10 protein-coding genes are annotated in these 13,198 nt (G+C 58.1%); 6 read left to right on the plus strand and 4 right to left on the minus strand.

Translation table 11 applies throughout. The annotated features are described in order from the left end of the window. Window positions 1-18 precede the first annotated feature (18 nt). The 6 genes from DCH402_RS04565 (at window position 19) to yjiA (ending at window position 6,716) form a co-directional block, all read left to right on the plus strand. Window positions 19-240 (plus strand): acyl carrier protein, encoded by a 222-nt coding sequence (locus DCH402_RS04565; protein ID WP_040000004.1) that lies wholly within the window; start codon window positions 19-21, stop codon window positions 238-240. Window positions 241-442: 202 nt separating this feature from the next. After that, entirely contained in the window at window positions 443-2,128 is a 1,686-nt protein-coding gene (locus DCH402_RS04570) for a sensor histidine kinase (protein WP_040000006.1), read from the plus strand. Beyond that, window positions 2,128-2,853, plus strand: coding sequence for a two-component system response regulator BtsR (gene btsR / locus DCH402_RS04575; protein ID WP_040000008.1), 726 nt, complete (start codon window positions 2,128-2,130; stop codon window positions 2,851-2,853). Before DCH402_RS04570 ends, btsR begins: the two co-directional genes overlap by 1 nt. A 412-nt stretch (window positions 2,854-3,265) precedes the next feature. Beyond that, entirely contained in the window at window positions 3,266-5,413 is a 2,148-nt protein-coding gene (locus DCH402_RS04580; RefSeq protein WP_040000010.1) for a carbon starvation CstA family protein, read from the plus strand. 105 nt (window positions 5,414-5,518) lie between these two features. Further along, complete coding sequence (locus DCH402_RS04585; protein WP_012768713.1) at window positions 5,519-5,722, plus strand: YbdD/YjiX family protein; 204 nt, start codon at window positions 5,519-5,521, stop codon at window positions 5,720-5,722. Between the two features lie 31 nt (window positions 5,723-5,753). Continuing rightward, window positions 5,754-6,716, plus strand: coding sequence for a GTPase (yjiA, locus tag DCH402_RS04590; RefSeq protein ID WP_040003375.1), 963 nt, complete (start codon window positions 5,754-5,756; stop codon window positions 6,714-6,716). Between the two features lie 72 nt (window positions 6,717-6,788). Here yjiA and eutR read toward each other — a convergent pair whose 3' ends face one another. From eutR to DCH402_RS04610, 4 genes are all read right to left on the minus strand, one after another. Continuing rightward, a complete protein-coding gene (gene eutR, locus DCH402_RS04595; protein ID WP_040000012.1) occupies window positions 6,789-7,832 on the minus strand; it encodes an HTH-type transcriptional regulator EutR in 1,044 nt (347 codons plus the stop codon). Between the two features lie 228 nt (window positions 7,833-8,060). Continuing rightward, window positions 8,061-9,407, minus strand: coding sequence for an aldehyde dehydrogenase family protein (locus tag DCH402_RS04600; RefSeq protein WP_050583353.1), 1,347 nt, complete (start codon window positions 9,405-9,407; stop codon window positions 8,061-8,063). Window positions 9,408-9,879: 472 nt separating this feature from the next. Then, window positions 9,880-11,568, minus strand: coding sequence for a dipeptidase (locus DCH402_RS04605; RefSeq protein WP_040000016.1), 1,689 nt, complete (start codon window positions 11,566-11,568; stop codon window positions 9,880-9,882). A gap of 98 nt (window positions 11,569-11,666) precedes the next feature. Continuing rightward, window positions 11,667-13,091, minus strand: a complete 1,425-nt coding sequence (locus DCH402_RS04610; protein ID WP_040000017.1) for a phosphatidylserine decarboxylase family protein — start codon at window positions 13,089-13,091, stop codon at window positions 11,667-11,669. Window positions 13,092-13,198: the final 107 nt, after the last annotated feature.

The raw sequence follows: 13,198 nt of genomic DNA on the forward strand, positions 1-13,198 counted from the left end.
TTACTCCAGGAAAATATGATGGAACAAGAAATACTCGCCCTGTTTGAAAAGGTCTTATCCCGTAAAGTGGGGTTTAACGATGAGCTGATCGAGTCCGACATCCTCGACTCGATTCTGGCGGTCGATCTGGTGATGGAAGTGCAGGACGTGTACGGCTGCATGATCCCGCCGACTGAAGTCGCTAACGTTCTGAAGACCCCGGCGGATTTGGCTCGTTACATCGAAGAGCATCGCGGTTAAGAAGAACTTCGCGGTTAAGCCTGAAACGGCGATTGTTTTTTGTCTTGAAGACCCCGGATGTTGCCATTCGGGGTCTTTTGTTTTAGGAAACGGGTATACAAATAAGTGAATCTCGTCAAGGTAACCTCGTGAGTTTGTGTTAGGGTATGCTCCTCGGGGGATCGTCCGATTCCCGGTTTTTTTGCCCGTCTGAGTTTTTATCATGTATGAGTTCAAACTGGTTTTACTGTTGCTCCAGCAGATGTGCGTCTATCTGGTAATCGCCTATTTGCTCAGTAAAACGCCGCTGTTCATCCCGCTGATGCAGGTCACGGTCCGGTTGCCGCATAAGCTGCTGTGCTATGCCATGTTTTCCATGTTCTGCATTATGGGCACCTATTTTGGCCTGCATGTGCAGGACTCCATCGCCAATACCCGTGCGATTGGCGCGGTGCTCGGCGGGCTGCTGGGTGGCCCTGGCGTCGGCATTCTGGTGGGAATGACCGGCGGGTTGCATCGCTATTCGCTGGGGGGGATGACCGCATTCAGTTGTATGGTGTCGACCATTGTCGAGGGGCTGCTGGGCGGCATGGCGCACCGCTTGCTGATGCGCCGGGGGCGGGTTGACCGGTTGTTTAACCCGTTTACCGTGGCAGGGGTGACCTTTATCGCTGAACTGCTGCAAATGGCGATCATTCTGTTGCTGGCCCGGCCGTTTGATGACGCGCTGACGTTGGTGAAAGACATTGCGGCACCGATGATCGTCACCAACAGTATCGGCGCGGCGATGTTCATGCGCATCCTGTTGGACCGGCGCGCCATGTTTGAAAAATATACCTCGGCATTTTCCGCCCGGGCGTTAAAAATCGCCGCCTGTACCGAAGGTATCCTGCATCAGGGGTTTAATGAAGAAAACAGTATGCGGGTGGCGCAGGTTATCTATCAGGAGATGGATATCGGCGCGGTGGCGATCACCGATCGTGAGAAACTGCTGGCTTTTATCGGCATCGGCGACGATCACCACCTGCCGGGAACGCCCATCGCCTCGGGCCATACCCGGCGCGCCATCGAACATAACGAGGTGGTCTACGCCGACGGCAACGAGACGCCGTATCAGTGCTCGCTGCAATCTACCTGTCGTCTCGGGTCGACGCTGGTGATCCCGCTGTGCGGCGAAAATCAGCAGGTGATCGGCACCATCAAGCTGTATGAGGCCAAAAACCGCCTGTTCAGCTCCATCAACCGCACCTTCGGCGAAGGCATCGCCAGCCTGCTGGCGGCACAAATCCTGGCCGGACAGTATGAGCGCAGCAAGCAGATGCTGACGCAATCGGAAATCAAACTACTGCATGCCCAGGTCAATCCACACTTTCTGTTTAACGCGCTCAATACACTGTTGGCGGTGATCCGCCGCGATAGTGACCAGGCGGGCAAGCTGGTGCAGTCGTTGTCGACGTTTTTCCGCAAAAACCTCAAACGTTCAGAAGAAGTCGTGACGCTGGCTGATGAGGTAGAGCATGTGAATGCTTACCTGCAAATCGAAAAGGCGCGCTTTCAGGAGCGGCTACAGATCCGTTTTGACCTGCCGGCGGAATTCATGTCGATGCGATTACCGGCATTTTCATTGCAGCCGCTGGTGGAAAATGCGATTAAACACGGAACCGCTCACCTGTTGGGCACCGGGATCATCACCATCAGCGCCAGTCGGCTTGGGGAGCGTCTGTTGTTAAGCATTGAAGATAACGCCGGTTTATACCAGCCGGGCACCAACTGCACCGGGCTGGGAATGAATCTGGTGGATAAACGTATCCGCATCCGCTACGGCAATGAATATGGTCTGAACGTGGAATGCGAGCCGGACCGTTATACCCATGTCCATCTGACGTTGCCCTGCGAGGAAAGCCACTGATGTTGAGCGTGCTGATTGTTGATGATGAACCGCTGGCGCGAGACAACCTGCGTTGCCTGCTGGAGCAGGATGACGGCCTGGAGCTGGTGGGAGAGTGTGCCAACGCGGTAGAGGCGATCGGCGCCATTCACCGGCTGCACCCTGATGTGGTATTTCTGGATATTCAGATGCCGCGCATCAGCGGGCTGGAGATGATCGGCATGATCGATCCGGACAATATGCCCTACATCGTGTTCATTACCGCTTACGATGAGTACGCGATTAAAGCGTTTGAAGAACAGGCGTTCGACTATCTGCTTAAACCGATTGATCCGCAGCGGCTGGCGAAAACCTTGCGTAATCTGCACCGGGAGCGTCCCGCGCAGAATATCGACACATTGTCCGACCATCAGCGCGGGTTGGATTATATTCCCTGTACCGGCCACAGCCGAATCTACCTGATGAAAAGCAGCGAAGTCCAATTCGCCAGCTCGCGTCAAAGCGGTGTCTATGTGACCGGGCCGCAGGGTGAAGAGTGCTTTACCGAATTAACCCTGAAAACGCTGGAAAGCCGTACCCCGCTGGTGCGTTGTCACCGGCAGTATCTGGTCAATATGGACCACTTGCGTGAAATCCGGCTGGAGGAGAGCGGTCAGGCGGAGATCCTGCTGAAAAGCGGCCAGGCGTTGCCGGTGAGCCGCCGCTATCTGAAAACTCTCAAGCAACTGCTTGGTCTTAAAGGCTAATGCCGACCCGCGTGTGTGCGGGCGGCGTATTTCCCGTTCCTTTCATCCTGTCTCTTGTGTTGTTCATGACACGGCAACGGCATCGTTACTGCGGCTGCAACGTTGGCCGCAGGGCGCATTTCGTCAATTTAAGTAAAAATCTGTCACCGCTTATCCCGGTATGCGACCGGTCATCCGCTTATCCGACCGCTGACCCAAATTCAACTATCACCTGACGAATAGCCTGACTACAGTCACATTACGTGACTACATCATTAGTAATGATACCCGTCATACTTCACGTTGCAGGTGTGTTGGCTGCGTTCGTTCACCCGAATCACTTACCTGAGTAAGCTCATCGGGGTTCACTCGCTTGCCGCCGTCCTGCAACTCGAATTATTTAGGGTATACACAAATAAGAAGAGTAAACGCTATGAAAGATAAACTTCTCAGGCATCTTCCCTGGGCTTTACTGGGGTTCATCGGGGCTTGCTGTCTTGGCGTGGTTGCACTGCGCCGCGGCGAACATGTCAGCGCCATGTGGGTAGTCGTCGCTTCGGTGGCGGTCTATCTGGTCGCTTACCGTTACTACAGTCTGTATATCGCGCGTAAGGTGATGCAACTTGACGCTAACCGCGCCACACCCGCCGTAGTCAACAACGACGGGCTCAACTATGTGCCGACCAACCGCAATGTGTTGTTCGGCCACCACTTTGCCGCCATCGCCGGTGCCGGTCCGCTGGTGGGGCCGGTGCTGGCCGCCCAGATGGGCTACCTGCCCGGCACCCTGTGGCTGCTGGCCGGTGTGGTACTGGCGGGCGCCGTGCAGGATTTTATGGTGCTGTTCATGTCGACCCGCCGCAATGGGGTGTCGCTGGGGGAAATGATCAAAGAGGAAATGGGGCCGATACCCGGCACCATCGCGCTGTTCGGCTGCTTCCTGATTATGATCATCATTCTGGCGGTGCTGGCGTTGATCGTGGTGAAAGCACTGGCGGAAAGCCCGTGGGGCGTATTTACCGTCTGCTCCACCGTACCGATTGCGCTGTTCATGGGCATCTATATGCGCTTCCTGCGCCCCGGCCGGGTGGGGGAAGTGTCTGTCATCGGTATCGTGCTGTTGTTGTTGTCCATCTGGTTCGGCGGTGTTATCGCGCATGATCCGTACTGGGGCCCGGCGCTGACGTTCAAAGACACCACCATCACCTTTGCGCTGATTGGTTATGCGTTTATCTCTGCGCTGCTGCCGGTGTGGCTGATTCTGGCACCGCGCGACTACCTGGCGACGTTCCTGAAGATCGGGGTGATCGTCGGTCTGGCGATCGGCATCGTCATCATCAACCCTGAGCTGAAAATGCCGTCCATGACGCAGTTTATCGACGGCACCGGCCCGGTGTGGAAAGGCGCACTGTTCCCGTTCCTGTTTATTACCATCGCCTGTGGCGCGGTATCCGGTTTCCATGCGCTGATCGCGTCCGGTACCACACCGAAGCTGCTGGCGAACGAAACAGATGCCCGGTTTATCGGTTACGGCGCAATGCTGATGGAGTCCTTCGTCGCCATCATGGCGCTGGTCGCGGCGTCGATTATCGAACCGGGTTTGTATTTCGCCATGAACACCCCGCCGGTAGGGTTAGGCATCACCATGCCTAACCTGCACGAGCTGGGTGGCGCCAACGCGCCCGCCATCATGACGCAGTTGCATGATGTCACCACCGTGGCGGCGGCGACCATCAGTTCCTGGGGCTTTGTGATTTCGCCGGAGCAGATCCTGCAAACCGCGAAAGACATCGGCGAACCGTCGGTACTGAACCGTGCCGGTGGCGCACCGACGCTGGCGGTGGGTATCGCTTATGTGTTCCACCAAATCATCCCGAGCGCCAACATGGGCTTCTGGTATCACTTCGGTATCCTGTTTGAAGCGCTGTTCATTCTGACCGCGCTGGATGCCGGCACCCGCTCCGGGCGCTTTATGCTGCAGGATCTGCTGGGTAACTTCGTACCCTTCCTGAAGAAAACCGACTCGCTGATCGCCGGTATCGTCGGTACTGCCGGTTGCGTCGGTCTGTGGGGCTACCTGTTGTATCAGGGCGTGGTCGATCCGCTGGGCGGCGTCAAGAGCCTGTGGCCGCTGTTCGGCATCTCCAACCAGATGTTGGCCGCCGTGGCGCTGGTGCTGGGCACCGTGGTACTGATCAAGATGAAACGTACGCGCTATATTTGGGTAACGATGCTGCCGGCGATTTGGTTGCTGATTTGCACCACCTGGGCGTTGGGGCTGAAGCTGTTTAGCAATAACCCGCAGATGGAAGGCTTCCTGTATCTGGCGCGTGTTTACAAACAGCGGATTGCCGAAGGCACGGATTTGAGTGCGCAGCAGATTGCCAACATGCATCACATCGTGGTGAACAATTACACCAATGCCGTGCTGAGCGTTTTGTTCCTGGTGGTGGTGTATAGCATAATCTTCTATGGTATTCGCACGGCGTTGCAGGGGCGTCAGCAGGCGGAACGTTCCGATCGCGAAACACCGTATGTGCCGGTGCCGGAAGGCGGCGTGAAGATCTCCTCTCACCACTAAGCGGGAGCGAGGACAATACCGCCGACAGGTGCCTGCACGGGCCTGTCGGCGTTCATGTCTGTCGATGCTCATATCTGTCAGGCGCTCACACAAAGAGAGGGCGATATGTTCGGAAACCTTGGGAAAGCGGGAAAATATCTGGGGCAGGCCGCCAGAATGCTGGTGGGTATCCCGGATTATGATAACTACGTGCAGCATATGCAGACCAACCACCCGGACCAGGATGTGATGAGCTACGAGGAGTTTTTCCGCGAGCGCCAGCAGGCCCGCTATGGCGGCAGCGGCAAGGGCGGTTTCCGATGCTGTTGAACGTCTGGGCGCGACAAGGAGTTTTTTGATGATGGCTAACGTATTACCCGCGACGATTCTCACCGGTTTTCTCGGTGCCGGTAAAACGACTCTGTTGCGGCATCTGCTGCATGCCGATCACGGTGAGAAGATCGCGGTGATTGAAAATGAATTCGGCGCGGTGGCGATTGATGATGCCTTGCTGGGCGACCGGGCGACGCGTATCACCACCCTGAGTAACGGCTGCATCTGTTGCAGCAGCGCCAATGAACTGTCGGATGCGCTGCATGATCTGCTGGATGGGGTCGACAGCGGCGAGCTGATATTCGAGCGGCTGGTGATCGAGTGTACCGGCATGGCTGATCCGGGGCCGGTGATTCAAACCTTTTTTTCCGACGAACGCCTGAGCCAGCGTTTCCTGCTGGACGGGGTAATCGCGCTGGTCGATGCGGTCCATGCCGACGATCAACTGAACCGGCATACCGTGGCGCAGGCGCAGGTAGGCTACGCCGACCGGATTTTGCTGACCAAGACCGATCTGGCGGGGGATACCCAGGCGCTGGAAGCGAGACTGGCACGAATCAATGCGCGTGCCACGCTGCATCGGGTGGTCAACGGCGAGATCGACCACCGTCAGATCTTCGGGGTGGACGGTTTCATGCTCAACGACCGGTTGCCGGTATCTCTGCCGCGTTTCCGGCCGTTGATTGAACAGGATAACGCCATCACCTCGCTGGTGGTGCAACTGACGCGCCCGGTGGAGATGGCGGCAGTATCGGCGGTGATGGAGCAACTGCTGGTGAACTGTGCCGACAACCTGTTGCGTTATAAAGGCGTGCTGGCGATCGCCGATGATGATCGCCGCTTGTTGTTTCAGGGGGTACAACGGCTCTACAGCGCCGATTGGGATCGCCCGTGGAACGCGGACGAACCGCGCGAAAGCGTGATGGTATTTATCGGCATCCGGCTGCCGGAAGACGAGATCCGCCGCGCATTTGATGCGCTGAATGCGTAATGAATGCTTGCCGGGTGATAACGCATCCGGCAACACCCACCTTCCTTGATTCAGCCTATCGCTGTTTTTTCCTTACCTTGCCAGCCGTGATTTCAACGTCACCGATGGCTTTTCATTGAACAGCCGCTGGTAGTCGCAGGCGAACTGGCTCAGGTGCCAGAACCCCCATTGCATGGCGGCGTCTTGCACGGTGTGGTGACGGGAGTAGGGGCTGACCAGCTCGCGGCGAACCGCATTAAGGCGGATCATCTTCAGCCAGGCGTTGGGACCACACCCCATGACATCGCAGAAGGCATTTTGCAACGTGCGGCGGCTGACGTGCAGGCGGCGGCACAGATCGAGCACCGTGACCGGCTCCGACTGCTGGCTGAGTACGTATTCCCTGGCGCGGCCGATCAGGCTGCGATAGCCGATGCGTTTATCGGTATGTGCGGAGCTGGCGTCGGCCGGCTGGGCGCTTTCCAGAAACGAGATCACCGTGGTCAGCAGGTTGTGCTTCATCACCTTGGCCGTGTTGCTATGCTTGAGACGTTGCGGCTCGTTGCAGCCATACCACAGCGCTTCGCGTACGAATGACCAGAGGATTTCCCGCCTGTGCGGTTCCACCAGCAAGGTGGCGCTCTGCGCCAGCAGCCGGGTGAGTTGTTCCGGCTCTTCGAGCACATCGGTGTACTGCAACAGTTCATCGCGGGAGATAGCCACGCCCAGAATGGCGTAATCATCCGGCGTGTTCAGTTCGAATTCTTTGCCGCCGGGGCTGACGGCAATCGCGCCGTTGCTGATGGGCTGAGAACCGATGAAGCCGGTGCCGGCATGGCGAGCGGGAATGCCGAACCAGAAAGAGTCCGGCCATATCATGCAGGACTGGCGCAACGCTAGATTGGTGTATTCGTGGCAAAGCTGGATACCGTCGAGCAGGATTTCGCGTAATTCCCCCTGAAAGTGGCCCGGCGAAACCTGATCGTAAATCTGTTGCCAGGCGGTGATGGTGCGGGACTGGGCATAGACATCCTGTGTCTGTCGCTGATGGACGTTATCGTCCGGCGATACCGCCGTTGTCGCCGGGAAACGGCGTTCTGCATCCAGATGATGCAGGTTGACCGGATTGTGTTTCATCGTCAGCTCACCTCCGTGACAATGTCGGGCAGGGTCTGCAAAGCATCACCCGTTATACGGCATTCGGTTTTGGAGGAACAGGCGCTAAAGCACACTTTACCTTCTCGCTGGCAGGCCCGTCCTCTTATCACTTCCTTGGTTTATCTCCCTTGTGGCTGTGGCGGGTGGTATTGCCGTCGGCGATTCACCAACGGCAATTCACCAACGGCAATAACGAGATGAACGTATTCAGGCGATGCGGAACATGTCCACCAGCACACAGCGACGCAGGCGTACAAAGGTGCGCGCCGAAGTAACGCCTTCGCCGGTCGGCGTCGAAATCGTCATGGAAGTCCAGCCTTCGCCGCCCAATCCCAGACCGGCGATACAAGGGCCGTTTTTCACGAAAATACTGGTATTGATGGCATTGGCCATGCGGTTCAGGTTTCTGATATTGGTGGAATGCATCGCGGCGGTGTGGCGACAACCGCCCTCCAGCTTCACTGCCAGCGCGATGGCGTCATCCACGTTCTTCACCCTGATCACCGGCAGCACCGGCATCATCAGTTCGGTGACGGCAAACGGGTGGTCGGCGTCGGTTTCCGCCAACAGCAAGCGAGTGTACTCGCTGACGTCCAGACCGATGGCGGCGGCCAATTTAGCGGCATCGCGCCCGACATAGTCGCGGTTGACGCGGCCTTTCCCCTGCTCGTCAATGTCGCTCAACAGTGCCGGCAGCAAGCGTTCGGTTTGCTCCGGCGTGAGCAGCACGGCGTTGTTGCGCTGCATTTCCGCCAACAGCGCATCGGCTATGCGGTCTACCACGATCAGCACTTTCTCATCGGCACAGATAATGTTGTTGTCGAATGACGCGCCTTTAACGATGGCGCGGGCTGCTTTCGGAATATCCGCCGTTTCATCCACCACTACCGGCGGGTTGCCTGCGCCGGCGGCGATCAGCCGTTTGTCGGTGTGCTTGCGTGCCGCTTCCACCACCGCTTCGCCGCCGGTCACCACCAGCAGGCCGATGCCGGGGTAGCGAAACAGGCGTTGTGCGGTTTCAATGTTGGGATCCGCGACGCTGACCAGCAGGTTTTCCGGGCCGCCGGTGGCGACGATGGCTTTATTCAGCAGACTGATGGTGCGTAATGACACATTTTTCGCCGACGGATGGGGCGCGAACACCACGCTGTTGCCGGCGGCGATCATGCTGATGGCGTTGTTGATCACCGTCGCCGCCGGGTTGGTCGAGGGCGTGACCGACGCAACGACGCCCCAGGGCGCGTTTTCAATTAACGTCAGACCATTGTCGCCGGTCAGCACTTCCGCCGACAGGCATTCGATGCCGGGGGTATGGCGCGCCTGCGACACGTTTTTGATGTATTTGTCGACCACGCGGCCCATGCCGGTTTCGGCGACCGCCATTTCCGCCAGCACTTGTGCATAGCGTTCGCCGGCGACCCGAATGGCCTTAATGACCTGTTGGCGCAATTCGACGCTGCTCAGTTGCTGTTGCGCCAGCGTCGCGGCCTGAACGGCGTCGTCAAGCGAGTCGAAAATACCGCTCGGCGCGTCAAACATCGCTGGCAGGGGCATCGGTACTGTCGGTTCGATCACGGAGTGTTCCATAGGGCTTATCCTCTAGTTGTGTCACCTGGTTACGCGTCGTTGATCACCGGTCTGGAGCGGATTGATCAAACGTGCAGTGGTCAAAAGTACGGATGCGGATTCAGTGTCTTATGCAGGTCGGGCCGTGTGTGGCTCGGTATGCGCAGAGGCGTATGCCGGCATGGCTGGCTGCGTCGCGACGGGGGAATCTCATCCTTGAGAGAACCCTTCCATTATTCATGCCGCGCCAGTACGGATGGCGGCGGCCCGGTGTTTCCTGTGTTGACTTGCGGTTCCTGTGTTGACTTGCGGTTATTGTGGCAACGGCTCGCCAAAGCGAATAACAAAATTCGGCAAGTCGACATAAAGGGTGAAAGAGATCACGAAAAAAAAACGCCTGATTAACAGAATGGAAATCGTCAGGATGAGACGGGGGCGGAGCGACACCCCCGTAGCGCCGTCATCGGCGGGTTGCCGCCAGGGTGACCGGCATGTCGTAGCTTATCGGCCCGTCGCGATAGTTGGTGATGCTCAACCAGTCGGCCGGGTAACCGATGGGAATGGCGGGCGGGTTTTGCGGGCGCAGCGGCGGCGGATTGATATAACCATCGGAATATTTGGCGATCAGCCTATCCGCCAATGCCCACCAGCGGGCGAGTACCTCGTTGGCGTTCTGTTCGCACAGCCGGGCCAGTTGCGCCGCATCCGGCTGCTGCGCCATGGCGTTGTCCCACTGTGCCACGCGCGCGTCTTGCTGCGCTTCCAGCGTGTGCTGCAACGGCTGGATATCCACGTGGTACATCCGCTGATAATTGAGTCGGGCCCAGTTGGCAACGAAATCGAACGCCCACCATGCCGCCCGGCGATCAAACTGCTGGGGATCGCCGCTCTGGTAGGCGGCGGGCAGGTCGGGGAGTTTGGCCGGGAAGGGGGCAAAACAGGTCGTGTAAGCCACGTCCGGGCCAAACCAGACAATGCCGCGGGTCAGATCCGGCGCCGCGGGGCGGGTTTGCGCCACGTAGGTATAGCCCTGATAGAACACCGAAATGGCGCGCTCCCAGGCGCCGAACAGCGTACGGTCAGCGGAGACATTGTTCTGGTTGCCGTCGTAGGGGCCGACGTAGCGGTTGGGATCGCCATAGGGTCCGGCCGCGACGCCTTTGGTCAGGTCGAACGGGGTGCCTTCGTAGTGGTCGCGGTACAGCGCGAACAGGTCGCGAGCGACCAGCGGGGTTTTGGGGGTAACCGAGAACGGGTAGTCGGTAGTGTAACTGCCGCCGTTCACCCACGGGCTGAGGCCGAGATCCGGATTGATGCGATCGAAGATGCGCCAGACGCGGCGCAGCGAATAGTAGGGGTGGTTGTATTCCCCCCAACTGACCGATTTCAGCCAGTCGACCGGGCCTTGTTCCGGCGTTGCCCAGCCGACTTTTTTCAACCCGGGCAGTAAGTTGTGGGAAAACAGCTGATCCGGCGAGTCCTGCCGGATTTCCCGGATCCGGAATTCGTTCGCCGCTACGAAGACGGTGCCGTCCGGGACGCGCTGCGCGACCCAGGCCGAGTGGTAGATTTCATCCGGCAGCGCGCACATTTCAAATACCCAGCCTTCGTTTTCATCCGCAACCAACAAGGTTTCACCGGTGGAGAAATAACCGTATTCGTCAATCAACGCCCCCATCAATTCCACCGATTCCCGAGCGGTTTTGCAGCGTTCCAACGCAATGCGCGACAACTCGGCGCTGTAGAACAGGCGGCAGTGGGTGTTGTTTTCGGCGGCCTGCTGCATTGTGACGTGCGCCGGTTCGTACCTGGCACCGTTGGTGCATTCGCCGAACATTAGATTATGTTCGTTCATGATGCCGTAGTTGCCGTCGAAGTAGGCGTAGGTGTGCTCAACCTGCGCAATAGTGCCGATTATCGGTGTTTCCGGCCAACCGGGCGTCTGGTAGCCGGCGCCCCGGTCCTGGCTGACGATGCGCGGATAGCTGACGTTGGTGCCGTCGATGATCCCGCGCAGGCTGCCCGGCGCATGATGCTGTGCCGGTACATGGATAAAGCGCTGATCCGACAGTTCGTCATCGTCCGAATGGGTCACCATCGTGGAGCCATCGGCGGTGGCGCCGCGGGTGATAATCATTGTGGTACACATGGTTTACCTGACCTTACTGAAGCCGATGCACGCAGGAGCGGGCGTCGGCCCGGGTTGATAAACGGGCTCCGACCGTAGCCGGAGCCCGGAGCGGGCGCTTATTGGCCTTTGCTATCCAGCGCGGTGGCGATCACGCTGCCCAGCGGGACGGGATTTTTATCGTTGCGGTGACGGACGGCGTCGATAGCCCATTTTTCCAACGCCACCCGATCTTTCTGGAAGATCATCATGTGAGTCGAGCCGCCGAATTCGAAGTGACCGATTTCGACGCCGCGAGTGATGCCGACCGGTTCGGCGCTCTCTTCAACGATAAAGGTGCTGGGTTCAATCACGCAGCTGGAGACTTCCACCATGCCGATGCAGATAAGCGCTACGTAGCCGCAGGTCTTGTGCTGGAAGATAAACACCGCGCGCGCGGCCACATGGCCGAGGTACGGCTGCGACTCGGTGCCTTCCCAGGTGCCCTGATTTTCGCCCTGCCCGGGGCGCTGAGCGAAGTAAGTACCCGGTTCAACCCAGGAACGCACCAGAAAACCGTCCAGCGGCGCGTTCCAGCGATGGTAATGGGTAGCGGAGAGGAAACCTTGATAGAGCTGCCCTCCCTCGAACAGTTTGGCCCATTGCCGCTGACCGCCGAACAGATCGAGCAGCGAATAGGGAATGTCTTTGACCCAGAACCGGCTCTCCAGTTGCAACTGGTCGGCATAGCGCCACGGCGTGGTTTCACAGCCGATGTCTATCTGGGTATTCGGATCGCCCTGGAATGGGCGTGCGCCGGGGACGAACTGACGGATAAAGAAATCGTTCCAGCTGGCGAAACCGTAACCCGGCAGGTTGGGATCGTGCTGCATCTGGTTCCAGACGCCGGCCTGGTACGCGCCTTTGGAGATCCAGGAGCCGGGTTTTTCCGGCTGTGCGATATCGAGTTTGTCGAGCGAGGCGCTGCTTTTCAGGAAGCTGTTCCAGGCGTCCAGCACCTGACGGAACTGCTGGTTGAACGTCGCATCGTGGAACAGCGCCACGCCTGCTTCTGTGCCCATTGCGACCGCCAGAAACGCATTCATCGGCGTCCCGACTTGTGCGGTGGTGTTGAACGACGGCGAGGTGGTGATGATTTCGTTGAGGATCTCGAAGAAGCTGTCGTAGCTGTCTATCCAGGTTGCGTCGCCATCGTCGCTGATCTCCTTACGGGTGGATTCGGGCAGCGAAGCCACATAAGCGTTGGATTGTTCGATCATGCTATTGAGCCACATACGGTAGACGCTATGGTTGGTGACCCAGTTTTTAAAGTTCTGGAGCACCGGCTGCATCGGCGTCAGGGTATTGGTCTGTTTTTTGTTGGCGATATGTTCGCGCAGTGGCATCAGGAATTTGGCGGTAGCCCATACCCGGTTGGGCACCCAAAATCCCATTTGGATCGGCCCGGCGTTATCCAGAGTCAGCAGGCTATGCCCGCTGCTTTCGTAATGTGGCGACTGCTCTGCTTCAGGTGTGCTTGCTGTGTGGCTTTTGGTGTGAGTCATAGCATTTCCTCTCGATAGAACGTGTCAATCTCGAACCATGAATGTGTCGCCACCCGGAAAAGACCGTTGCACAGGCTAACTGCCGTGCTGACGGTAGCCTCGTCTCG

Source organism: Dickeya chrysanthemi NCPPB 402 (assembly GCF_000406105.1).
Classification (GTDB): Bacteria; Pseudomonadota; Gammaproteobacteria; order Enterobacterales; family Enterobacteriaceae; genus Dickeya; species Dickeya chrysanthemi.

What these genes read in the sequence shown, in the direction of transcription:
- DCH402_RS04565 (WP_040000004.1), top strand. Translation starts at nt 19, where the DNA reads ATGGAACAAGAAATACTCGCCCTGTTTGAAAAGGTCTTATCCCGTAAA.
- DCH402_RS04570 (WP_040000006.1), top strand. Translation starts at nt 443, where the DNA reads ATGTATGAGTTCAAACTGGTTTTACTGTTGCTCCAGCAGATGTGCGTC.
- btsR (WP_040000008.1), top strand. Translation starts at nt 2,128, where the DNA reads ATGTTGAGCGTGCTGATTGTTGATGATGAACCGCTGGCGCGAGACAAC.
- DCH402_RS04580 (WP_040000010.1), top strand. Translation starts at nt 3,266, where the DNA reads ATGAAAGATAAACTTCTCAGGCATCTTCCCTGGGCTTTACTGGGGTTC.
- DCH402_RS04585 (WP_012768713.1), top strand. Translation starts at nt 5,519, where the DNA reads ATGTTCGGAAACCTTGGGAAAGCGGGAAAATATCTGGGGCAGGCCGCC.
- yjiA (WP_040003375.1), top strand. Translation starts at nt 5,754, where the DNA reads ATGGCTAACGTATTACCCGCGACGATTCTCACCGGTTTTCTCGGTGCC.
- eutR (WP_040000012.1), bottom strand. Translation starts at nt 7,832, where the DNA reads ATGAAACACAATCCGGTCAACCTGCATCATCTGGATGCAGAACGCCGT.
- DCH402_RS04600 (WP_050583353.1), bottom strand. Translation starts at nt 9,407, where the DNA reads ATGCCCCTGCCAGCGATGTTTGACGCGCCGAGCGGTATTTTCGACTCG.
- DCH402_RS04605 (WP_040000016.1), bottom strand. Translation starts at nt 11,568, where the DNA reads ATGTGTACCACAATGATTATCACCCGCGGCGCCACCGCCGATGGCTCC.
- DCH402_RS04610 (WP_040000017.1), bottom strand. Translation starts at nt 13,091, where the DNA reads ATGACTCACACCAAAAGCCACACAGCAAGCACACCTGAAGCAGAGCAG.